At 62.5% G+C, this 20,686-nt stretch carries 21 protein-coding genes; 17 read left to right on the top strand and 4 right to left on the bottom strand.

Features of this window, described 5'->3' with window-relative positions; translation table 11 throughout:
- Positions 1-18: 18 nt before the first annotated feature.
- The 12 genes from amgK (at position 19) to LCH97_RS10905 (ending at position 9,907) form a co-directional block, all read left to right on the top strand.
- On the top strand, positions 19-1,065 hold the full coding sequence (gene amgK / locus LCH97_RS10960; protein ID WP_227301713.1) for an N-acetylmuramate/N-acetylglucosamine kinase AmgK: 1,047 nt from the start codon (positions 19-21) through the stop codon (positions 1,063-1,065).
- Positions 1,066-1,068: 3 nt separating this feature from the next.
- A complete protein-coding gene (gene murU, locus LCH97_RS10955; RefSeq protein ID WP_227301712.1) occupies positions 1,069-1,770 on the top strand; it encodes an N-acetylmuramate alpha-1-phosphate uridylyltransferase MurU in 702 nt (233 codons plus the stop codon).
- On the top strand, positions 1,767-2,297 hold the full coding sequence (ruvC, locus tag LCH97_RS10950; protein WP_017507413.1) for a crossover junction endodeoxyribonuclease RuvC: 531 nt from the start codon (positions 1,767-1,769) through the stop codon (positions 2,295-2,297). The genes murU and ruvC overlap by 4 nt, the downstream gene beginning before the upstream one ends.
- A gap of 86 nt (positions 2,298-2,383) precedes the next feature.
- Positions 2,384-2,860, top strand: a complete 477-nt coding sequence (locus LCH97_RS10945; protein WP_227301711.1) for a hypothetical protein — start codon at positions 2,384-2,386, stop codon at positions 2,858-2,860.
- Positions 2,861-2,926: 66 nt separating this feature from the next.
- On the top strand, positions 2,927-3,847 hold the full coding sequence (locus LCH97_RS10940) for a prenyltransferase (RefSeq protein ID WP_227301710.1): 921 nt from the start codon (positions 2,927-2,929) through the stop codon (positions 3,845-3,847).
- Positions 3,848-3,857: 10 nt separating this feature from the next.
- Positions 3,858-4,451 carry a Holliday junction branch migration protein RuvA gene (gene ruvA, locus LCH97_RS10935; protein ID WP_227301709.1) on the top strand — a complete coding sequence of 198 codons (594 nt, stop codon included), beginning with the start codon at positions 3,858-3,860 and terminating at the stop codon, positions 4,449-4,451.
- An 8-nt stretch (positions 4,452-4,459) separates the two neighbouring features.
- On the top strand, positions 4,460-5,206 hold the full coding sequence (locus LCH97_RS10930; protein ID WP_227301708.1) for an SDR family oxidoreductase: 747 nt from the start codon (positions 4,460-4,462) through the stop codon (positions 5,204-5,206).
- Positions 5,207-5,236: 30 nt separating this feature from the next.
- Entirely contained in the window at positions 5,237-6,004 is a 768-nt protein-coding gene (locus LCH97_RS10925) for an NYN domain-containing protein (protein WP_227301707.1), read from the top strand.
- A gap of 97 nt (positions 6,005-6,101) precedes the next feature.
- Positions 6,102-7,136, top strand: coding sequence for a Holliday junction branch migration DNA helicase RuvB (ruvB, locus tag LCH97_RS10920; RefSeq protein ID WP_017507406.1), 1,035 nt, complete (start codon positions 6,102-6,104; stop codon positions 7,134-7,136).
- 2 nt (positions 7,137-7,138) lie between these two features.
- Positions 7,139-7,861 (top strand): glutamine amidotransferase, encoded by a 723-nt coding sequence (locus tag LCH97_RS10915; protein ID WP_227301706.1) that lies wholly within the window; start codon positions 7,139-7,141, stop codon positions 7,859-7,861.
- Positions 7,862-7,904: 43 nt separating this feature from the next.
- Positions 7,905-8,321, top strand: coding sequence for a hypothetical protein (locus LCH97_RS10910; RefSeq protein WP_017507404.1), 417 nt, complete (start codon positions 7,905-7,907; stop codon positions 8,319-8,321).
- A gap of 62 nt (positions 8,322-8,383) precedes the next feature.
- Positions 8,384-9,907 carry a cryptochrome/photolyase family protein gene (locus LCH97_RS10905; protein ID WP_227301705.1) on the top strand — a complete coding sequence of 508 codons (1,524 nt, stop codon included), beginning with the start codon at positions 8,384-8,386 and terminating at the stop codon, positions 9,905-9,907.
- 75 nt (positions 9,908-9,982) lie between these two features.
- Here LCH97_RS10905 and proB read toward each other — a convergent pair whose 3' ends face one another.
- The 3 genes from proB to bioA all read right to left on the bottom strand — a co-directional run bounded on the left by proB (position 9,983) and on the right by bioA (position 14,144).
- On the bottom strand, positions 9,983-11,101 hold the full coding sequence (gene proB, locus LCH97_RS10900) for a glutamate 5-kinase (protein ID WP_227301704.1): 1,119 nt from the start codon (positions 11,099-11,101) through the stop codon (positions 9,983-9,985).
- 70 nt (positions 11,102-11,171) lie between these two features.
- Positions 11,172-12,734 carry a PilZ domain-containing protein gene (locus LCH97_RS10895; RefSeq protein ID WP_227301703.1) on the bottom strand — a complete coding sequence of 521 codons (1,563 nt, stop codon included), beginning with the start codon at positions 12,732-12,734 and terminating at the stop codon, positions 11,172-11,174.
- A 120-nt stretch (positions 12,735-12,854) separates the two neighbouring features.
- Positions 12,855-14,144: an adenosylmethionine--8-amino-7-oxononanoate transaminase gene (gene bioA / locus LCH97_RS10890; protein ID WP_255619203.1), complete on the bottom strand. Its 1,290-nt coding sequence runs from the start codon at positions 14,142-14,144 to the stop codon at positions 12,855-12,857.
- Positions 14,145-14,455: 311 nt separating this feature from the next.
- Here bioA and LCH97_RS18795 point away from each other — a divergent pair, with 311 nt between their 5' ends.
- The 5 genes from LCH97_RS18795 (at position 14,456) to LCH97_RS10860 (ending at position 19,636) form a co-directional block, all read left to right on the top strand.
- Complete coding sequence (locus LCH97_RS18795; RefSeq protein ID WP_304956710.1) at positions 14,456-14,890, top strand: pilin; 435 nt, start codon at positions 14,456-14,458, stop codon at positions 14,888-14,890.
- Positions 14,891-14,943: 53 nt separating this feature from the next.
- A complete protein-coding gene (locus tag LCH97_RS10875; RefSeq protein ID WP_227301701.1) occupies positions 14,944-15,411 on the top strand; it encodes a pilin in 468 nt (155 codons plus the stop codon).
- Between the two features lie 53 nt (positions 15,412-15,464).
- Positions 15,465-15,932, top strand: a complete 468-nt coding sequence (locus LCH97_RS10870) for a pilin (RefSeq protein WP_227301700.1) — start codon at positions 15,465-15,467, stop codon at positions 15,930-15,932.
- Positions 15,933-15,993: 61 nt separating this feature from the next.
- A complete protein-coding gene (locus tag LCH97_RS10865; protein ID WP_227301699.1) occupies positions 15,994-17,805 on the top strand; it encodes a PglL family O-oligosaccharyltransferase in 1,812 nt (603 codons plus the stop codon).
- Positions 17,806-17,872: 67 nt separating this feature from the next.
- Positions 17,873-19,636: a PglL family O-oligosaccharyltransferase gene (locus tag LCH97_RS10860; RefSeq protein ID WP_227301698.1), complete on the top strand. Its 1,764-nt coding sequence runs from the start codon at positions 17,873-17,875 to the stop codon at positions 19,634-19,636.
- A gap of 98 nt (positions 19,637-19,734) precedes the next feature.
- Here the strand turns inward: LCH97_RS10860 and rpoH are convergent, their stop codons facing one another.
- Positions 19,735-20,595, bottom strand: coding sequence for an RNA polymerase sigma factor RpoH (gene rpoH, locus LCH97_RS10855; protein WP_227301697.1), 861 nt, complete (start codon positions 20,593-20,595; stop codon positions 19,735-19,737).
- Between the last annotated feature and the right edge of the window lie 91 nt (positions 20,596-20,686).

Raw genomic sequence — 20,686 nt, 5'->3', positions numbered from 1 at the left:
TTACTGGTATACGCGACTATGCAGCGATTAGAAGCCCTGAAGGCGTGGCTGGCCACGCAGTTTCCCGGCCAGGAGCTGGCGGTAGAGTTTGCCGCAGCCGACGCCGATTTCCGCCGATACTTCCGCGCCACACTGGCCGACGGCAGCACCCGCATCGTGATGGATGCCCCGCCCGAGCACAAGAACACCGACAGCTTCGTCAGCGTGCGCGAGCTGTTTGCCCCTGCGGCCAACGTGCCGGCCATTTATGCCCGCGATGCCGCGCAAGGCTTTATGCTGCTGCAGGACATGGGCAAGATCACCTATCTGGCCGCGCTGCAGCACGATGAACGCACACTGGTGCACAAGCACCTGCTGCTGGAGGCGGTAGACACCCTGGTCGCCATCCAGAAGCTCAGCCAGCCGGGCGTGTTGCCCGAATTCGACCGCGCCTTCCAGCTGCGCGAAGTCAACCTGCTGCCGGAGTGGTACGCCAGCAAAGAGCTGGGCAAGCCGCTGACTTTTGCCCAGCGCAAGTTGTGGGACGCCGGCATCAACGTGCTGCTGCCCGCTATCGACGCCCAGGCCAAGGTGTTCATGCACCGCGACTTCACCGTGCGCAACCTGATGCTTACCCCTGGCCAGCCGGCAGTGCTGGACTTCCAGGACGCGGTATATGGCCCTATCGCCTACGACCTGGTGTCGCTGCTGCGCGACGCCTACATCGGCTGGGACGAAGAATTCGTGCTGGACGTCGTGGTGCGTTACTGGGAAAAAGCCCGCGCCGCCGGCCTGCCGGTACCGGCGCAGATCGACGACTTCTACCGCGACTTCGAGTGGGCCGGCATCCAGCGCCACCTCAAGATTGTCGGCCTGTTTGCCCGCCTGGCGCACCGCGACGGCAAGACGCAGTACCTGGCCGAGATTCCGCGCATCCTGCGCTACCTCAAGAAAGCCACCCGCCGCTACGGCGAGCTGCTGCCGTTGTTCCAGCTGCTGGCCGATCTGGTGGGGCTGGACGAAGAAGACAACGACGACAGCATCCAGTCGGTGTTCAGCCACACCCGCATCGCGTCGGACCAGTAAGCCATGCGCGCGATGATCCTGGCCGCCGGGCGCGGCGAACGCATGCGCCCGCTGACCGACCACACCCCCAAGCCGCTGCTGGACGTGGGCGGCCAGCCGCTGATCGTGTGGCATATCCGCCGCCTGGCCGCTGCCGGCTTTACCGATATCGTCATCAACCACGCCTGGCTGGGTAGCCAGATCGAGGCAGCGCTGGGTGACGGCAGCCGCTACGGCGTGCGCCTGGCCTACTCGGCAGAAAGCACGGCGCTGGAAACCGCCGGCGGCATTGCCACTGCCTTGCCCTTGCTGGGTAGCGCGCCGTTTGTGGTGGTGAATGGCGACGTGCTCACCGACGTGGATTTCGCCACCTTGCGGCCAACCTTGGCCGCGCTGGACGGCAGCCACCGTCTGGCGCACCTGCTGCTGGTGAATAACCCGCCGCACAACCCGGCCGGCGATTTCGGCCTGCTGCCGGAGGGTGGCGTCAGCGCCAGTGCGGCCGATGGCGAGGGGCTGACCTTTTCCGGCATCGGCCTGTATCACCCGGCGCTGTTTGCGCATACCCCGGCCGGCCAGCCGGCCAAGCTGGCACCGCTGCTGCGCGCGGCGATGGCACAGCAGCAGGTCAGCGGCCAGGCGCACCTCGGTTTGTGGCTGGACGTGGGCACGCCGGAACGGCTGGCCGAGGCCGACGCCATCGCCCGCCGCTGGGCGCAGCCGTGAAGCGCCGCATTCTGGGCATCGACCCCGGCAGCCGCATCTGCGGCTTCGGGGTCATCGACATCGTCGGCAACCAGCGCCATTACGTGGCGTCCGGCGCCATCCGCACACCGCAGGGCGCCAGCCTCGCCGAGCGGGTGAAGGTGCTGGTGAACGGCATCCATCAGGTCATCGACACCTACCAGCCCACCGAGGCCGCGCTGGAGCAGGTGTTCGTCAACGTCAACCCCGCCGCCACGCTGATGCTGGGCCAGGCACGCGGCGCCTGCATGACGGCGCTGGTGATCAAGGACCTGCCGGTGGCCGAGTACACCGCGCTGCAGGTGAAGCAATCGGTGGTGGGGCAGGGCAAGGCGCCCAAGGAGCAGGTGCAGTTCATGGTGGTGACCATGCTCAACCTGTCCGGCACGCCGCAGGCCGACGCCGCCGACGCGCTGGCGGTAGCGCTGACCCACGCCAACCATAGCGGCGGCGCGGTCGGCAAATTGGCCAAGCTGGGCTACAAAGTGCGCGGCGGGCGGCTGGTGTAGTTGCCCTGGGCTTGAGCCAGGCCAAGGCCGGCGCGGCGCGCTGGCGGCATACTGCGGCCAACCTTTCTTGTTGACCGGAGCCTGCCATGTGGAACGACTACGCCATTGCCCGTGCGCTGCACGTCCTTGCCATCGTGATGTGGGTGGGCGGTGTCGGCTTTGTCACCACGGTGTTGATCCCGGCCATCCGCCGCCGTTTTCCTGCTGACCAGCAATACGCCATGTTCGAGGATGTGGAGCACCGCTTCGTCGCGCAGGCGCGCTTCTGGGTGTTGCTGGCGCTGGCCAGTGCCGGCTGGATGCTGCACAGCACCGATAGCTGGGCGCGGCTGCGCGATACCGGCTGGCTGCACCTGATGATCGCCGCCTGGCTGCCGTTCTTCCTGATGCTGTTCGTGCTGGAGCCGTTTATTGTCCACCGCTGGCTGAAGCAGCGTGCGCAGCGCGACCCGGCGGGCACCATGGCACGGGTGCAGTGGCTGCACGTGGCGCTGCTGGGCTTGAGCCTGGCGGCGGTGCTGGCCGGCGTGGCGGGCGCCCACGGCGGCTGGCGCCTGGTTTGACGCCCGTGCTGACGCTGGCAGCGCCCTTGCCGTATGCTGAAAGGATGAATCGTCCGAGGCCCCGCCATGCACCTGTCTACACCTCATGCCACTGAAACCGACCTGTCCGCGCTGCTGGCGCACCCGGCGCGCTGGCTGTTGGCCACGCGCCCGGCTTTCCTGACGCTGACGCTGGGCGGCGTGTTGCTGGGCATGGTGCTGGCGGGCCCGCAGGCGCTAGTGCAGGGTTGGCCGCAGGCGCTGCTGGCGCTGTTGCTGGCTTTGCTGTGCCACGCGGCGGTGAACGTGATCAACGACGTGGCCGACCACGACAACGGCAGCGATGCGGCCAACCTGCAGCGCGAATACCCGTTTACCGGCGGTAGCCGTTTTATCCAGGCCGGCGTGCTGAGCCGGCGGCAGATGGCGTGGCTGGCAGGTGGTTTGTTTGCGCTGGTGAGCGCGGGCGGTTTGTGGCTGGTGTGGCAAGCCGGCGCGGGTTTGTTCTATACCGGCCTGATCGGTGTGGTGCTGGGCTGGGGCTATTCCGCCCCGCCGTTGCGGCTGAACAGCCGTGGTCTGGGCGAGCTGACGGTGGCGCTGTGTTTTGCCCTGCTGCCGCTGGGCGTGCTGCAGGTATTGCAGGCACCAGCGCCGGCCGGGCTGCCGTGGCTGGCCGCCGGTTACGGCGTGGCCGCTGCCTTGCTGCTGTTTGCCAACCAGTTTCCCGACCGCGACGCCGACGCGCTGGCCGGCAAGCGCCACTGGGTGGTGCGCCTGGGTCACCCGGCTGCGGTGCGCGGCTACCTGCTGCTGGCGGTGCTGGCGCTGGCTTTGCCGCTGGCCGCCGGGCAGCCGTGGCAGCTGTGCCTGCTGCCGCTGTACCTGCGCGCCTGGCGTGCCTTGCAGCAACGGCAACTGCGCGCCGCCATCATTCCCACTATCATGGCGGCCAACCTCTACCCTTTGTTGCTGGCTGCCAGCCTGTGGCTGCGGCCAACTTTGTGAAAGACAGCCCATGATCGGACGACTCAGCGGTACGCTTATCGAAAAACTGCCGCCGCAAATCACCGTGGACGTCAACGGCGTTGGTTACGACGTCGATGTCACCATGACTACCTTCTACCAGCTGCCGGCGCTGGGCCAGAAAACCACGCTGTTCACCCATCTGGTGGTGCGCGAAGACGCGCACCTGCTGTACGGCTTTGCCAGCCGTGACGAGCGCGAAACCTTCCGCCAGCTGATCAAGGTCAGCGGCATCGGCGCCAAGATCGCGCTGGCGATTCTGTCCGGCATGAGCACCGACGAGCTGGCGGTGGCCGTGGCCAGCGAGGACCTGAAGCGCCTGTCCAGCGTGCCCGGCATCGGCAAGAAAACCGCCGAGCGCCTGGTGCTGGAGCTGCGCGGCAAGCTGGCCAGCGGCAGCACGCTCACCGTACCCGGTGGCCTGCCGTTTGCTGCCACGCCGGACGACAAGAGCGATATCGTCAACGCCCTGCTGGCGCTGGGTTACAACGACAAGGAAGCCGCCGCCGCCACCAAGGGCCTGCCGCTGGACGTGACTGTCAGCGACGGCGTGCGCTTGGCGCTGAAGAACCTGATGAAAGGCTAGGGCTTGTCATGCAGAAAGTGCTGCTGATTACCGGTGCCAGCCGTGGCATTGGCGCGGCTACTGCCAAGTTGGCCGCACGCCGTGGCTGGGCGGTGGCGGTCAACTACCACCGCCAGCGTGATGCCGCGCAGGCGGTGGTGGACGCCATCCGCGCCGACGGCGGCCGCGCAGTGGCACTGGCTGGCGACGTGGCCAACGAGGCCGACGTGCTGCGCCTGTTTGTCGACACCGAGGCCGCGTTGGGGCCCTTGTCGGCGCTGGTGAACAACGCCGGCGTGCTGGCGCCGCAAATGCCGTTGGTCGACATGGACGTAGCGCGCTGGCAGCGCATACTGGCCACTAATGTGCTGGGGCCGCTGCTGTGCTGCCGCGAGGCGGTACGCCGGCTGTCTACCCGCCTGGGCGGGCAGGGCGGCGCCATCATCAATGTGTCATCGGCGGCGGCGCGGCTGGGCTCGCCCGGCGAGTACGTCGATTACGCCGCCAGCAAGGGCGCGCTGGACACGCTGACGCTGGGCCTGGCCAAGGAAGTCGCCGCCGAAGGCATACGCGTCAACGGCGTGCGCCCTGGCTTTATCTACACCGACATGCACGCCGACGGCGGCGAGCCGGGCCGCGTGGACCGCGTCAAGGCTGGCATCCCGATGCAGCGTGGCGGCCAACCCGAAGAAGTGGCGGCCGCCATCCTGTGGCTGCTGTCCGACGAGGCCTCGTTTACCACCGGCCACCTGCTGGACGTGGCCGGCGGCCGCTGAACATTCAACGATTATCTGCAAGGACACCCCATGCCCAACGTAGCTGTGCTGATCGACGCCGACAATGTGTCGCCCGCCTGGATAGAAGACGTGCTGGAAGAAGCCGGCAAGCTGGGCGTGCTGGCGCTCAAGCGCGTGTACGGCGACTTCAGCCGCCACGACAAAGCCTGGCGCGACTTGTGCGCGCGCTTTGCCATCCACCCCATCCAGCAGTTTCCCAACACCAAGGGCAAGAACGCGTCCGACATCACGCTGGTGATCGACGCCATGGACATGCTGCACTCCGGCCGCTACCAGAGCTTTTGCCTGATCTCCAGCGACAGCGATTTTTCCCGCCTGGCCACCCGCCTGCGCGAAGACGGGTTGGAGGTGTGGGGCTTTGGCGAGGAGAAAACCCCGGCCGCCTTCGTCAACGCCTGCAGCAAGTTCGTGTACGTGGAAGTGCTGGCGCTGGCCGACGAGGCGGGTAAAGCAGACGACGCCGGCGGCAAGGAGGAGGCCGCCAGCAGTGGCAAGGCCGCGCAGGCCAGCCGCGTACTGCGCCCGCTGGATAAAAAGCTGCGTGCGCAGTTCCAGAAGGGCATTGAAAGCATGGACGACGACGAAGGCTGGGCCGACCTGGGCGGCGTGGGCAGCCTGCTGGGGCAGTGGATGCCGGACTTCGACCCGCGTAACTACGGCTTTGCCAAGCTATCCGACCTGGTGGTGAAGTCCGGCTGGTTCGAGGTACACAAGGCAAGCAGCGGCCGTGGTGGTGTGTCCATCCGGCTGAAGCCGGGGCGCAAGGGCGGGCGCTAGGCGCCGGCCGCCACCGGCGCCGCTCTGCGGCCAACCTTGGCCGCAGCAGCCGGCCTGCAGTGGTAACATCAGCCCATTGCCTGTTAGCGATTTCGTCATGATCCAGACCGATAACCTGATCGGCGGCGCACCCGAGCGCCGCATTGTTACCCCGCAACGCGCTTCCGAGCAGGAAGAGGCGCTGGAGCGCGCGCTGCGCCCCAAGATGCTGGACGAGTACGTGGGCCAGAAAAAGGCGCGCGAGCAGCTGGAAATCTTCATCGAAGCCGCCAAAAAGCGTGGCGAGGCGCTAGACCACGTGCTGCTGTTCGGCCCGCCGGGCCTGGGCAAGACCACGCTGGCGCACATCGTGGCGCGCGAGATGGGCGTGAACCTGCGCCAGACCAGCGGCCCGGTGCTGGAGCGCGCGGGCGACCTGGCGGCGCTGCTGACCAATCTGGAACCGCACGACGTGCTGTTCATCGACGAGATCCACCGCCTGAGCCCGGTGGTGGAAGAAATCCTCTACCCGGCGCTGGAGGATTACCAGATCGACATCATGATCGGCGAAGGCCCGGCCGCGCGCTCGGTAAAAATCGACCTGCCGCCGTTCACGCTGATCGGCGCCACCACCCGCGCCGGCATGCTGACCAACCCGCTGCGCGACCGTTTCGGCATCGTGGCGCGGCTGGAGTTTTACAACGCCGAGGAACTGACGCGCATCGTCAGCCGCTCGGCCGGCTTGCTGAATGTAGAGCTGGCCGACGACGGGGCGTTCGAAGTCGCCCGCCGCAGCCGCGGTACACCGCGTATCGCCAACCGCCTGCTGCGCCGCGTGCGCGATTACGCCGAGGTGCGCGCTAACGGTGTCGTGAGCGCCGAGGTGGCCGACGCCGCGCTGGCGATGCTGGACGTGGACCCGGCCGGGCTGGACGTGATGGACCGCAAATTGCTTCAGGCCATACTGGACAAATTCGGTGGCGGGCCGGTAGGCCTGGACAACGTGGGCGCGGCGATTGGCGAATCCACTGACACCATCGAAGACGTGATCGAACCCTATCTGATCCAGCAGGGCTATTTGCAGCGTACCCCGCGTGGCCGTATGGCCACCGCGCTGGCGTACACGCACTTTGGTCTGCCGGTAAAAGAGTAAGCATGAAGCAGAAACTCATCATCAAGACCGGCGAGCCGGGCACCCCGGTACGTGACCACCGTGGCCGTTTCGAAGACTGGATCGTGCGCGAAATGGGCGAGCAGCCCGGTAGCTGGCGCGTGGTATGGGTGGCGGCGGGCGAGACGCTGCCGCCGGTAGACCAGGTGGCCGGTGCCGTGATTACCGGCTCGCTGGCGATGGTGAGCGACCGGCTGCCGTGGAGCGAGGCGACCGCCGCCTGGCTACGCCAAGCCCACGCCGCGCAGCTGCCGCTGTTGGGCATCTGCTTTGGCCACCAGCTGCTGGCGCACGCGCTGGGCGGCGAGGTGGGCTACCACCCGCAAGGGCCGGAGGTCGGCTCGGTAGAGATCCAGCGCCACGAGCACGCCGCTGCCGACCCGTTGCTGGGCGGCTTGCCGCCACGCTTTGCGGCCAACGCTTTCCATTGGCAAACGGTGCTGCGCCTGCCGCCGGGGGCCACGCTGCTGGCCAGTAACGAGATGGAGCCGCACCACGCGTTCCGCCTGGGCAATAGCTGGGGCCTGCAATTCCACCCGGAATTCGACGCCGACTCCACCCGCCACTTTATCCAGCTAGCCGCACCCGCGCTGGAAAAAGCCGGCCTGCAGCCACCACAGCTGGCACAGCAGGTTTGCCCCACGCCAGAGGCGGCCAGCTTGCTGCGCCGCTTCGCCGTTTTGCTGGCCGGGCCTGCTACGGCGTAGAATGCAGCCAAGCCAACCATAGGCATACCAAAAGGGAGAAACCATGTTTTACGCCTTGCTCGTTGTCACGCTGGCCGTTGCGCTGCTGACCTCGGTACTGGTGGCGCGCTTTTTCAGCGACGCCGTGCTGAAAATCCTCAAAAGCATCATCGGGCCTGAGCTGGCCGACGCCTGGCGCAAGTACATGAGCTTTGCCATCGTGGTGGTGGGCGTGTCCGGTGGTGTCAGCACCTATGAAATCCAGAAATACCTGCAAACCGGCCGCGAGCAGACCATCGAGCTGACCGGCCCGCGCTGGACGATCGAAATCTACCGCACCGTGATCGACACGCTGTCGCAGATTTCCTGGGTGATGTTGCTGTTCTTCCTGTGCGCCATGGTGGCTTACGTGATTGTGCGCGTAGCCGAAAGCACGCGCGACCAGCGCCGCCAGCGCAAGGAAGACGACGAAGCGGTGTAAGCCCCTTTATTCGTTACCACACGGCTCGCCACGCAGGCGGGCCGTTTGTTTTGGAGCCTGCCATGCAACTGCGCCTGATTCTGGGCGACCAGCTCAACGCTGCCCACAGCTGGTACCGCGAACGCCGCGACGACGTGGTGTACGTGCTGATGGAAACGCGCAGCGAAACCGACTACGTGCGTCACCACGCGCAGAAGGTGCTGGCCGTGTTTGCCGCCATGCGCCGCTTTGCCGAGGCGCTGCAGGCGGCTGGCCACAGTGTGCACTACCTGCACATTGGCGATGCGGCCAACCGCCACGATTTTGCCGCCAACCTGGCGTGGTTGGCCGCGCAGTATGGCGCCACCAGCCTGGCCTGCCAGCTGGCCGACGAGCGCCGTGTCGATGCGCTGCTGGCCGCGCTGCCGCAACAGCTTGGCCTGCCGCTGACGCAGGTAGACAGCGAGCATTTCTACACCACCCGTGACGAGGCGGCGCGGCTGTTCGGCAGCAAGGGCTGGCGCATGGAAACCTTCTACAGGCGCATGCGCCAGCAGCACAGCGTGCTGCTGGACGCCGCCGGCAAGCCGGAGGGCGGGCAGTGGAACTACGATGCGGCCAACCGCGAGCCTTACCGCGGCGAGGTGGCGCTGGCACCGTGGCCGTTTGCCGCCCATGACCTGAGCGCGTTGTGGCAAGAGATGGTCGATGCCGGCGTGCAGACGCTAGGTGCCCCCCGGCCAGACGCCTTGCCGTGGCCGCTGACACGGCGCGAGGCGCGCGCCTGGCTGGCCGATTTCCTCCAGCAGCGGCTGCGCCATTTTGGCCGCTACCAGGACGCGCTGGTGCACGGCGAGGCCTGGCTGTTTCACAGCGGGCTGAGCTTTGTGCTGAATACCAAAATGCTGTCACCGCACGAGGTGGTACACGCCGCGGAAGCCGCCTGGCGTAGCGACCCGACGCTGCCGCTCTCTAGCGTAGAGGGTTTTATCCGCCAGATTCTGGGCTGGCGTGAATACGTACGCGGCGTGTATTGGGCACGACCGGATTTCGGTAGCGTTAATGCGCTGCAGCATCAGCGGCCGCTGCCGCGTTGGTTCTGGGACGGCGATACCGGCATGGCCTGCGTGGCGCAGGCAGTGCAGGGTAGCCTGCAGCACGCTTACGCCCACCATATCCAGCGCCTGATGGTCACCGGCAATATCGCGCTGCTGCTGGGTTGCCATCCGGACGAGGTAGACGCCTGGTACCTGGGCATCTACATCGATGCCTTCGAGTGGGTGGAGCAGCCCAATACGCGTGGCATGAGCCAGTGGGCGGACGGCGGCTTCATGGCCAGCAAACCGTACGTGTCGGGCGGTGCGTACCTGGCACGCATGGGCGACCACTGTGCGCAGTGCCGCTACGTGGTAAAGCAGAAAACCGGCCCCGGTGCCTGCCCGTTCAACAGCCTGTACTGGCACTTTCTGGCGCGGCACGAGGCCAAGCTTGCGGCCAACCCCCGGCTGGCGATGCCGTACGCCAGCTGGCGCAAGATGGACGAGGGTGCCCGCCAGGCGTTGTTGGCGCAGGCCGAGGCCTATTTGCAGGACGTGGACAGCCTGTAGAGACGGCTATGAAAAATGCCGCCCCCCGCGAGGGGGACGGCATCAAGGTTGGCCGCAACGGCTGCCCCCTGGCGCTTACAGCGTCACCATATTGTCACGGTGGACCAGCTCTGGCTCTACCAGATAGCCCAGCACGCCTTCGATATCGCGGGTGGCCTTGCGCATGATCAGGCGGGCTTCTTCCGAGCTGTAGTTCACCAGCCCGCGTGCCACTTCCTGGCCCTGCTCGTCCACGCAGGCTACGGCGTCGCCGCGCAGGAAGCTGCCCTCTACTGCGATAACGCCGATCGGCAGCAGGCTGGTGCCTTTTTCGCGTACCGCCAGCGCGGCGCCGGCGTCCAGCACCAGCTTGCCGGACAGCTGCAGGTGGTCGGCCAGCCATTGCTTGCGCGCGGCCAGGCGGGTGGTGGGCGCATTCAGCTGGGTGCCGATGCCTTCACCGTCGGCCAGGCGCGACAGCACGCTGGCTTCGCGGCCGCTGGCAATCACGGTGGCGGCACCGCTGCGCGCGGCGCGCTTGGCAGCGATGATCTTGGTGTACATGCCGCCGGTGCCCACGCTGGAGCCGGCGCCGCCGGCCATGGCTTCCAGCGCCGGGTTGCCGGCTTCGGCGTCGTGGATGAACTCGGCGTCGGGGTGTTTGCGCGGGTCGGCGCTGTACAGGCCGCGCTGGTCGGTGAGGATGACCAGCGCGTCGGCTTCGATCAGGTTGGTCACCAGCGCGCCCAGCGTGTCGTTATCGCCAAAGCGGATCTCGCTGGTCACCACGGTGTCGTTTTCGTTGATGATGGGCACCACGCCCAGCGTTAGTAGCGTGGATAGCGTGGTGCGGGCGTTGAGGTAACGCAGGCGGTCGGACAGGTCTTCGTGGGTCAGCAGTACCTGCGCCGTTTGCAGGCCGTACTCGCGAAACGCGCTTTCATAGGCCTGGCACAAGCCCATCTGGCCTACGGCGGCCGCAGCTTGCAGCTCGTGTACCGCTTTCGGGCGCTTGGCCCAGCCCAGACGCTGGCAGCCTTCGGCAATGGCGCCACTGGAAACCAGCACCACCTGTTTGCCACGGCGGCGCAGCTCGGCGATCTCGGCGGCCCAGCGCGCCAGTGCGGCGTGGTCCAGGCCTTTGCCGTCGTTGGTTACCAGGCTGGAGCCCACTTTCACCACGATACGCGTGGCTGTATGAATCACCGATTGCATCCGCACTGCTTCCTGTTCGACAAAAAACGGAGTGCCAGTGTAACGCATTCCGTGCGGATGGTGCGCTGCGTCAGAAGTCGCTGCTGGGGCGGTATTCGACAAACTGGTAATAGGCGGTTTGCGAGTCCAGCGTAGTGGTGCGAATCAGTTGCTCGCCCTGGGCGGTCAGCATGCGGAACTCGCGTAGCTTCTGGTATTGACGCCCGGGTATCACCAGCATGGCAGCGCGGCCACTGCGCGGCAGGGCAGGCAAGTGCAGCGCCATCTGGAAGTGGTCGTTGGGGTGGGTAATCACCGGCATCAGCATCACTGCGTCCGGTATCGGGCCGAGCTGCTCCAGCCCGCATTCGGCCTCCATGCCCTCGCCGCGCAGGTTTACCCAGCGGATCACCGCCAGGTGCCACAGCTTGCCTGGCAGGCGCAGCATGGCTAGCTCGCCGGTACGCAGCGGGTGTTGCGGCGATTCGCCACGCAGCAGCATGCCCGAGGCGCTGAGGTTATGCATGGTGACCGTCGCCGGGGCTGGTGGCAGCGGCCTGGTGTGTTTGGCCGCTGTGCTATTGCTCTCATCTGAGCCATGCACTTCTACGCCATCTGTGTGGTTAGCCAGTGGCGGCAACGCTGCTTCTGCCGGGGTGGCGAAGTCCCAGCTGGCCTGGTTGGCAATAAACCAGCAGGTGGGGAGCAGGGTAACCAGCTCGACTTGTTGCTGGCTGTCATGCCGGGCATGGCGGCGCTGCGGGGCGCTCTGCCAAGCTTGCATCAGGTGCAAGACACGGCGGATTTCCTCGGCCAGCCGGGTATCTTCGTTATGGCTTTGCGCCAGTCGCTGCAGGCTGAGCAGTTTTTCCATCAGCTCGTGCTGTAGTGCCTGTGTATCAATAACCCACCAGTGCGATGGCATCTGGCTGGCGGGCAGCTCGCTGTGAAAGCGCGGTGGGCTGTCGGCTTCTGGCTGGTACAGAAATGCGCCATGGCGCTCTGGTAAACGATCTATCTGTACCAGGTGCAGGCATTTGGCGTATTTGCGTATCAGCAGCAGGGTGTAATCGATGAGCGCTGGCTCCATGCGGTTGCAGGCGGTGAGCCCCAGGAGCAGTAGCTGGCGGTACAGGGAACCCAGGCTGTCTTCTTTGTCGTTGAGCGCTTTGCTGTCCCAACCCTGCTGTAACACATAAAGAAAGATCTGGTGGCAGTCGTGCCAGAAGCCGGCCGGAAGCGGCGTGTAGGTTCTGGCATACAGCAAGGCTAGCTGGCGGGCGCTGAGCATGGCGAGGTTCAGTGCCTCCAGCTTGTGCCGGTCCAGGGCAAACAGCCCGTGTTCCTGGCTGCGGTCGAGCAGGACACGCTTGAAACCATTGTGAATCAGGATGGACAAGTGCTGGGCAAGCAGGGCAGCACCGCGTGCCCGGCTGTAGCTGGTGAGGTCGCCGGGGCGTGCCTCTGCCTCCAGTACGGGCAATAGTTTGTCTTGCGCCAGCAGGTAGAGCCGAAGCAGCTGCAGGCGGGTAGCCGGGGGGAGCTTGATACAGTTGAGCTGCGCCAGGGCGTCGCGAATCAGCTGTGCACAGTCAAAAGGCTGGGCATAGGGCAGGTGGTGAAGCCAGGCCTCTAGCTGATCGGGGTCACACATGACCATGACCGGGTCAAGGTGCGGCGTATTGAGCGACAGGTTCAACATTATTAAAGCAGTATAGCCCCTATATTAATGACGTAAGTATATTGAACTGATCAGTTGTACCGCCAGCAACATTTACGGTAGCGGGCTTTCTTGTCGTTCGTAGGCGTCGGTACCCGCAAGGATATCGTCCAGCACGGTGCAGGTACTCTCGACCAGCTGCAGCATATGCGCCTCCTCGATAATGTAAGGCGGCATGAAGTACACCGTTTTGCCAATAGGCCGCACCAGGCAGCCGCGCGAGAGCATGCCGCTGAAAAATGCCACGGCGAAGTCGTGTCGCGTGCAGTCAACGTCGAAGGCCCAAATCATGCCCTGATGGCGGAAATGCCGCACGGCAGGGTGGGCCGCCACGCGTGCCAGGTACTGGCTGAAACGCGCTGCGGTATCGCGATTGCGGGTCAGTACCGACTCTTCTTCAAAGATGGCTAACACCTCCAGCGCGGCACGGCATGCCAGAGGGTTGCCGGTATAGCTGTGCGAGTGCAGAAAACCACGGGTGACGTCGTCATCGTAAAAAGCCTGATAGACCGTGTTGGTGGTAAGGACACACGATAACGGTAAATAGCCCCCGGTTATGCCCTTGGACAGGCACAGAAAGTCCGGCGTGATACCTGCTTGCTGGTAGGCAAAAAGCGTACCGGTACGGCCAAAGCCTACCGCAATCTCGTCGGCAATCAGGTGTATCTGGTATTGATCGCACAGGGCGCGCGCACGCTGCAGATACGCCGGGTGGTACATGGCCATGCCCGCAGCGCCTTGTACCAGCGGCTCGACGATCAGGGCGGCAATTTCATGGTGTTTTTCGTGCAGCAAGGCGGCCAGGGCATCCGCGGCGCGCAGCGCCACGTCTTCTGCGCTTTCACCTGCTGCGGCCAACCTGCTGTCCGGGCTGGGCGCGCGGTAGTTTTCTTTCAGCAGCGGGGCATAGGTGGTGGAAAACAGTGGCACATCGGTGACTGCCAGCGCGCCGGCAGTTTCACCGTGGTAGCTGTTCTCCAGGCTGACAAAGCGCTGCTTGCCGGTTTGGCCGATATTGCGCCAGTAGTGAAAGCTCATCTTCAGGGCGATTTCAGTCGCACTGGCCCCATCCGAGCCATAAAACGCATGCCCCAGGCCAGACAGCGCTGCCAGCTTTTCAGACAGTGCCACGACCGGCTGATGGGTAAAACCCGCCAGGATCACGTGTTCCAATGTGTCGAGCTGGTCTTTGATGGCCTGCTTGATACGGGGCTGGTTGTGGCCAAACAGGTTTACCCACCAGGAGCTCACGGCATCGATGTAACGCTTGCCGTCAAAATCTTCCAGCCAGATGCCATCCGCCCGCGCGATAGGCACAATGGGTAGGGTTTCGTGGCGTTTCATTTGAGTACAAGGGTGCCAAACGGCGGCTCGGCTGCGGGCCAGCCAGTCCTGGGAGTGTTGCGTCATGGTAAGGTCTGCTCGGAAATATAGAGCAGATGCTAGCACGACTGAGAGTGCGCTATCGAACTGACAAAAATTGTCACTTATGACAAAAAATGGTCAGTACTAGTTTGGCAGAATGTGGTTTTCAGTGGTGCCATGATGTTGATAATAAAGGAAACTGCCATTTTAAATTTTATTGGCATGATCGTTGCTTGGCTGGCCTGAATATTGCTCTAACTTGCTGCGATACAGTGCGCAGCGAGTATGAAATGCAGAACAGACAGTCCGGCTTTACGCTGATCGAACTGATGATCGTAGTGGCCATCACTGGCATCTTGGCGGCGATCGCTATCCCGGCTTACCAGGATTACACCCGGCGCGCTTACATCAGCGAGGTGCTGGTAGCTGCCAGCGCCGCTAAAACTGCTGTAGAGGAATACCATGCGGCCAACGGTAGCTGGCCAGCCAGTAACACCAGTGCCGGCATTGCCGATGCCACCGCCTCGCGCGGTGGAAGTATCGCCCGTCTGGATGTGCAGGCTTCTGGTTCGGTGAGCGTCATCAGCGTAGAAGTCAGCAGCAAGATTTTTAGCGGGGCCCGCGTGTGGCTGACTCCGCAAACCACAGCCTCCGGCAGTTACCGCTGGGTGTGCAGTGGCGATAGCGATTTGACGCGGCTGTTGCCATCCAACTGCCGTAATTGAGTAGCAGTAACCCACCAAAGCCTAGACATGTTTATAACTATGGAGCGTTCACTATGAAGCGTGTACAACAGGGTTTTACCCTGATCGAACTGATGATTGTTGTGGCCATCATCGGTATCCTTGCCGCGATCGCTATTCCGGCTTATCAGGACTACACCAAACGAGCACACGTGTCGGAAGGCTTGACTCTAGCAGCTGCAGCTAAAACCGCAGTAACCGAGTACTATGCTACTAATAACGCTTTTGTCAGTGGTACGGCCCCGCTTAACGCTTCTTACGGTGTGGCAACAAATACTGACATTAAGGGCAATGCTGTCGACAAAGTATCTGTACTTGCTAATGGTGTGGTACAAATTACTTACAACTCCAAAGTGACTAGTGGCTCTGCCATATGGCTTAATCCAAGCATTAATAATGGCTCGTTGCAATGGAAGTGTGCTGCAGCGCCGACCTCTGGTGTAACAAAGCTTGATAGTGCAGCTAACGTTGATGCCAAGTATGTCCCATCTAACTGCCGTTAATAGGCGGCTATCTTTCAAGGCATAGCCTTGTATATAACCATGGAGTGTTCATTATGAAACGTGTACAACAGGGCTTTACCCTGATCGAACTGATGATTGTTGTAGCTATTATCGGTATCCTGGCTGCTATCGCTATCCCGGCTTATCAGGACTACACCAAGCGGGCTCACGTCTCGGAAGGTTTGACACTGGCAGCAGCGGCAAAGACTGCCGTGACTGAGTACTACGCTACTAATAATGCATTTGTTACAGGTACTGCTCCGCTTAATGCTTCATACGGTGTGGCAACAAATACTGATATCAAAGGTAATGCGGTTGATAAAGTGTCTGTACTTGCTAGTGGTGTAGTGCAGATTACCTATAATGCTAAAGTAACCAGCGGTTCTGCAATTTGGCTGAACCCAACTATTAATAACGGATCCCTGCAATGGACATGCGCTTCTGCACCAACAACTGGTGTTACCAAGCTGGATTCTGCTGCAAACGTTGACGCCAAATACGTACCGTCCAACTGCCGCTAATACAGCAGTCTGATTTAATTAAAGGAGTGTGCAAACACTCCTTTTTTCATTACCAAAGCCCATGCTACCTACCGCGATTCTGCTTCCTCTCCTGCTGGTCTACATTCTGCCGTTGTTGAATTTTGCCCGCTACAGCCCGGTACAGGACTGGTGGACGAATGCGCTCACGTTGGTGCTGGTGGCGGTTCCCTTGCTACTGGCCAGCTGGCAGGCGCGTCGTGATCAAGCCCGCTTTACCACTGTGCCATGGTTCTTGCCGGGTTTTGCCATGTGGTGGCTGCTGCTATGGCTTGGCAGCTTGTGGCGTTATCAGCAGCATAGTGCGGGGATGTTGCCGTTCGAGCTGTTTGGCGTGTTGCTGGTAGTACTCGGAGCCAGCTTACTGGCTGCGCAGCAAGACCGCTGGGGGCGGGAGCGGCTGGTTGCTTGGCTGGCTTATGCGGTGCTGGCCGGTGCCTTGTTGCAAGCGTTGATCGGCGTGGTGCAGATAGCAGGCTGGGCGCCATTGGCCAAGGGGTGGGTGGTATTTGGTGGGCGCGAAGTGATGGGTAATGCCGGCCAGCGTAACCAGTTTGCCCACGTGCTGAGCTGGGGCGTAGTGGCTGCTGCCTACCTGTGGAGCCGGCAGCGGTTGCACGTTGGCCTGGCTGTCGTACTGGTGATGTTTTTGTCACTACTTGCAGCTTGGTCTAGTGGACGTTTGCCGCTGGCTTATGCGGGTGCAATGTTGGTGGTTGGGGCCTTATGGCACCGCCGCGAGCCGCAGTTGCGTATCGGTCAGGCTTTGCTATGGGCTGCGGTGGTGGTGGTACTTTCTCAGTTAGCCGGTAAGCCTTTGGCGCTGTGGCTGTTTGGGCTGGACATTGGCTCTGGCCTGGACCGCCTTGGTGATGCCGGTTTTGGTGCCCGCCGCCGCGTGGAATGGGCTAAGTGTTGGGAGATCGTGCAGGCGTATCCTTGGCTGGGTACCGGTTATGGCGGCTATGGCTATCAGTCGGTCTGGCTGGAGACATTTGGCGGTTTGACCAAGGTACCGGAAAGCAGCCTGTTTACCCACAGCCATAACCTTATCACGCAGTTGGCCGCAGAAACGGGCATCCCGGCTACGCTGTTGGCTGCGAGCGTCGCCGCCGCAGCCTTATGGCCCTACCTGCAGCGCCAGCATGCTACAGCCGAGAATGCATTCTTGCTCTTGATGGGGGCGATTACACTGGGGCACTCGATGTTTGAGTACCCGCTATGGTATCTCCCATTTCTGTTTGCCTTTTTTGTGGTGTTGGCATTGTCGCCGAAAGCAGGGGTAGAGCTGGCGCTGCGTGCCAGTATGCGCAGGGTGGGCGCTGTCATCCTGGGTGTGGCCACGCTGTTGTATGTTGCCAAGGGTGCCATGGTGTTCCCGCTGCTGGTAGCTAGCCAGAACCCATCGCGCGATATCAAGCAGAACCAGCAGCAGATCGAGCAGCTTATTAGCCTGTCGGCCAACCCTTTCTGGCGTTTCGAGTCCGAGCTGATGTTGAGCAACTTCCTGGTGCCGTCGCCTAGCCAGCTGGCGATCAAACTGCGCCACCACGAGGAGTTGGTTGCTTACCGGCCTTACCCCATGCTGCTGTGCAAGCTGGCCATGCTGCGCCAGTGGTCTGGCCAGCCCGTTGCAGCGCAAGAGAGTTTGCGTATGTTGCAAGCTGCGTATCCGTACGATGCACCGCGTTGTGCCATGGTGATTGCCAGTAGTAGCGATACTCGCCTACAGCCACTACTGGATAAAGCGGCTATGGGGGCTGTAACACAACAGCGTCAGGGCGATGCAGCCTTGGTACGCCAGGTTACCACCGGTTTACCAGTGCGCCCGCCGCGCTTACCGCACTTTAACTAGCTGTTTTTGCTCGCTGGCCTGGCATCGGCTATGCTTCGGCCTTTGCTAGCGCCTGTGAGCGTGATTCATGTCTGCTTCTCTGATGGATGACACCAAGCGTGTCCGTATTGCTGCCTTGCTGTTGGCCGCGATCACTATTTTTCCTTTTCTGTCGCGTTTCCACTTTCTGCCTTTGCCGCAGTGGTGGGGCGAAATCACCGTGGTTTGCTGCGCCGCGCTAGCCGGCTTGTTGTTGCCCGGCACCCCTTCGGCGTGGCCAAGGGCCAGCATCTGGATGATGGTCTTGGCACTGGTGTGGGCATTGCAGCCGTGGTTCCTACCCGTGTTATTCCCTGGCCTGAATCAGGCCACGGCATTGGCCTTTGTTGCCTTGTCGGTGTTGGCGCTTGTTGTCATACGCTTGCGTCTGCGCTGGGGAGCGGAAGCGCTGATTACCTATTTGTGCAAAGCGATCCTGATCGGCACGCTACTGCAATCCCTGATCGGTTTGGCGCAAGTCACTGGTCTGGCGCAGGTCATGGGTGGTGTGCTGTTCTACGACAGTAGCCACCCAACGACCAATGTATTCGGTCATATCGGCCAACGTAACCAGTACGCGCATTACCTGACTTGGGGGGTAATTGCGGCTGCGTGGCTATTGGTGAGTGGCCAACCGGCGCGACGCTGGCTCTGGGGCGCTATCGCCTGGCTTTCCTTGTCCATTGCCTTTGCCGGTTCCCGTACCGTGCTGTTGTATGCGTTTGCGCTGGCGATCATGGCAGGCTGGTGGCATTGGCGCTTGCGCGTGTCGCAGTCGGCAAAAATGATGCGTGTGATGTGGCTGGCTGTGGCACTGATTGTGGCGATGCAGTTTGCCTTGCCGTTGGCAGAGAAGCTGCTCGCCCCCCTTCTGCATGGGCCGGTTGCTGCGAGTGGCCTGGAAAGGTTGGCCGCAAACAGTGATGGCATGGGCGCGCGGCGCTTGGCGGAATGGGGCAAAGCCTGGATCGTGTTTACCGAGCATCCGGGCTACGGATTTGGCTGGTATCAATATGCCTCCGAGAGTGTGCGCTTGCAGATGCTGCCGCAGTTTGCCAATGCCGGCGTCAATAGCGGGCTGTTTGCCAATGCCCATAATCTGGTGTTTCAGCTGCTGGCCGAAATGGGGCTGGTTGGTACATTGTGTGCGGTGCTGGGTTTTACCTGGGCGGCCTGGCCTTACTTTGGCCGTCGCGTCGAGCCGGTACATCTGGTGCCGCTGGCCATCATGGCGGTGACGCTGATCCATAGCATGCTGGAGTACCCGCTGTGGTACCTGTACTTTCCCGCCGTGATGGTGATGATGCTGGCGCTGGCACCCGAGGCGGATGAGGCACCCATCGTTTGGCTAACGCCGCTGTATACGGTGCTGGCTATTGCATTGCTGGTTTTGGCGGCGTATGGCAGCTGGCGTTATCGCGAGATGCAAGGGCTGTATTACCCGACGACCCAGCGCCAGCAGCAGCGTCTGGAGCAGATTATCCGCCATGAACCGATGTTCGCCTCCCACGCGCTTGGTTTGCTGGATGATGTCATTACACCGACGCCGCAGGCACTGAAAACGCAGCGGCATTGGCTGGAGCTGATGGCAGCGTTCCGCCCTTACCCGGATGTGCTGCGGCGCAAGGCACAGATGGAAGCACTGGCTGGCGAGCAGGAAAAGGCGGCGCATACCTTTAGCCTGGCTTTGGCGTCATTCCCGACATACGCGCCGGATTTTCTGGCCGAGCTGGACGAAGGCGAGCCGGCCTGGGCTCGCCTGCGCGCCATGGCACAGGCGGCTACAGACAAGCTGCCGCCGCAGTACCGCTAGCGAAAAAAAGCCCAGCTGGCGTGAGGTGGCCTGCTGCAAATGAGAAAGCCCGCTTGTGATGCAAGCGGGCTTTGTTTTGCCTAGCTCTCCGAGAGAGATCAGGCGTCTATTACAACACCGTGGCTCAGCGCGGTTTTCATTTTGCCTAGCGCTTTGGCTTCGATCTGGCGGATGCGTTCTGCAGATACGCCAAATTCGGCAGCCAAGTCGTGCAATGTGGCGCCGCTGTCATCGGCCAGCCAGCGTGCTTCGATAATGCGGCGGCTGCGCGGATCCAGCGTGGCCAACGCGTGTTCGATGCCTTCACCTTGCAGCGTGTCCAGCGCGCGGCGTTCCATGGCGCGGGTCGGCTCGTGGTGGCTGTCAGCCAGCCAGTCGATGGGTGCAAAGCCTTCGTCGTCACCTTCATCCGCTAGTAGCGCCATATCCTGGCCGCTCATGCGCGTTTCCATTTCGCGCACTTCTTCCGGTTTGACACCCAGCTGTTCGGCAATGGCTTGCGCCTCTTTTTCTGACAAGGCAGAAAACCCCTGCTTCATGCTGCGCAGGTTGAAGAACAGTTTACGTTGTGGCTTGGTTGTGGCAATGCGCACCAGGCGCCAGTTGCGCAGAATGAACTCGTGAATCTCGGCCTTGATCCAGTGCACGGCAAACGAGAACAGGCGTACACCGCGGGTAGGTTCAAAACGTTTTACCGCTTTCATCAGGCCGATATTGCCTTCCTGAATCAGGTCGGCTTGCGGCAGGCCATAGCCAGAGTAGCCGCGGGCAATCGATACCACTACGCGCAGATGCGATAGCACCAGGCGCTTGGCTGCCTCCAGGTCGCCTTGTTCCTGCTGGCGCGTGGCAAGCTCGAACTCTTCTTCCGGCGTGAGCATGGGGATGCTGTTGACGGTCTGGATATACTGTTCCAGGCTGCCGTTGGCAGAGAGTACGGGCAAAGCAATCGTGGTCATACGCTGATTATCCTTGTGGAAACCTGAGCTGATCTTAGCACTCCCGGTAGGAGAGTGCCAGAAGTGCACAGGTTCCCGGCGATGGCATTTA

This window comes from Vogesella sp. XCS3, from assembly GCF_020616155.1.
In the GTDB taxonomy this organism is placed as follows: domain Bacteria; phylum Pseudomonadota; class Gammaproteobacteria; order Burkholderiales; family Chromobacteriaceae; genus Vogesella.
Note: the sequence above shows the minus strand (reverse complement) of the source record. Positions and strands in the feature narration are given on the sequence as shown.

What these genes read in the sequence shown, in the direction of transcription:
- amgK (WP_227301713.1), top strand. Translation starts at nt 19, where the DNA reads ATGCAGCGATTAGAAGCCCTGAAGGCGTGGCTGGCCACGCAGTTTCCC.
- murU (WP_227301712.1), top strand. Translation starts at nt 1,069, where the DNA reads ATGCGCGCGATGATCCTGGCCGCCGGGCGCGGCGAACGCATGCGCCCG.
- LCH97_RS10945 (WP_227301711.1), top strand. Translation starts at nt 2,384, where the DNA reads ATGTGGAACGACTACGCCATTGCCCGTGCGCTGCACGTCCTTGCCATC.
- LCH97_RS10940 (WP_227301710.1), top strand. Translation starts at nt 2,927, where the DNA reads ATGCACCTGTCTACACCTCATGCCACTGAAACCGACCTGTCCGCGCTG.
- ruvA (WP_227301709.1), top strand. Translation starts at nt 3,858, where the DNA reads ATGATCGGACGACTCAGCGGTACGCTTATCGAAAAACTGCCGCCGCAA.
- LCH97_RS10930 (WP_227301708.1), top strand. Translation starts at nt 4,460, where the DNA reads ATGCAGAAAGTGCTGCTGATTACCGGTGCCAGCCGTGGCATTGGCGCG.
- LCH97_RS10925 (WP_227301707.1), top strand. Translation starts at nt 5,237, where the DNA reads ATGCCCAACGTAGCTGTGCTGATCGACGCCGACAATGTGTCGCCCGCC.
- ruvB (WP_017507406.1), top strand. Translation starts at nt 6,102, where the DNA reads ATGATCCAGACCGATAACCTGATCGGCGGCGCACCCGAGCGCCGCATT.
- LCH97_RS10915 (WP_227301706.1), top strand. Translation starts at nt 7,139, where the DNA reads ATGAAGCAGAAACTCATCATCAAGACCGGCGAGCCGGGCACCCCGGTA.
- LCH97_RS10910 (WP_017507404.1), top strand. Translation starts at nt 7,905, where the DNA reads ATGTTTTACGCCTTGCTCGTTGTCACGCTGGCCGTTGCGCTGCTGACC.
- LCH97_RS10905 (WP_227301705.1), top strand. Translation starts at nt 8,384, where the DNA reads ATGCAACTGCGCCTGATTCTGGGCGACCAGCTCAACGCTGCCCACAGC.
- proB (WP_227301704.1), bottom strand. Translation starts at nt 11,101, where the DNA reads ATGCAATCGGTGATTCATACAGCCACGCGTATCGTGGTGAAAGTGGGC.
- LCH97_RS10895 (WP_227301703.1), bottom strand. Translation starts at nt 12,734, where the DNA reads ATGTGTGACCCCGATCAGCTAGAGGCCTGGCTTCACCACCTGCCCTAT.
- bioA (WP_255619203.1), bottom strand. Translation starts at nt 14,144, where the DNA reads ATGAAACGCCACGAAACCCTACCCATTGTGCCTATCGCGCGGGCGGAT.
- LCH97_RS18795 (WP_304956710.1), top strand. Translation starts at nt 14,456, where the DNA reads ATGCAGAACAGACAGTCCGGCTTTACGCTGATCGAACTGATGATCGTA.
- LCH97_RS10875 (WP_227301701.1), top strand. Translation starts at nt 14,944, where the DNA reads ATGAAGCGTGTACAACAGGGTTTTACCCTGATCGAACTGATGATTGTT.
- LCH97_RS10870 (WP_227301700.1), top strand. Translation starts at nt 15,465, where the DNA reads ATGAAACGTGTACAACAGGGCTTTACCCTGATCGAACTGATGATTGTT.
- LCH97_RS10865 (WP_227301699.1), top strand. Translation starts at nt 15,994, where the DNA reads ATGCTACCTACCGCGATTCTGCTTCCTCTCCTGCTGGTCTACATTCTG.
- LCH97_RS10860 (WP_227301698.1), top strand. Translation starts at nt 17,873, where the DNA reads ATGTCTGCTTCTCTGATGGATGACACCAAGCGTGTCCGTATTGCTGCC.
- rpoH (WP_227301697.1), bottom strand. Translation starts at nt 20,595, where the DNA reads ATGACCACGATTGCTTTGCCCGTACTCTCTGCCAACGGCAGCCTGGAA.